This window comes from Belnapia sp. AC561 (assembly GCF_979252845.1).
In genome coordinates, this window is record NZ_CEEDBP010000488.1 from 1 (window position 1) to 236 (window position 236).

Annotated in this window: 1 pseudogene; it reads left to right on the forward strand. The window is 72.0% G+C overall.

Annotated elements, in window-relative coordinates:
• Nucleotides 1–236, forward strand: a pseudogene (locus AC0IW9_RS31965) (amidohydrolase family protein); the annotation flags it as partial.

Genomic DNA, 236 nt, shown 5'->3' on the forward strand with positions numbered 1-236 from the left:
GCCCTGCCCTGCCCCGTGGTACTGGACCATATCGGCCGCTTTCATCCGCCAGGCGCTCCGTCCAGCCAGCCGGGACGGGCGCTGCTTCGGCTGCTGGAAACGGGGCGGGTCTGGCTGAAGGTCAGTGCGCCGTACAACTCCTCCCTCCGTGGGCCGCCGGACTACCGGGACGTCACCGAGATTGCCCGGGCGGCAATCGGCACGGCCCCGGACCGGCGGGTGGCAACCCCCTGGAC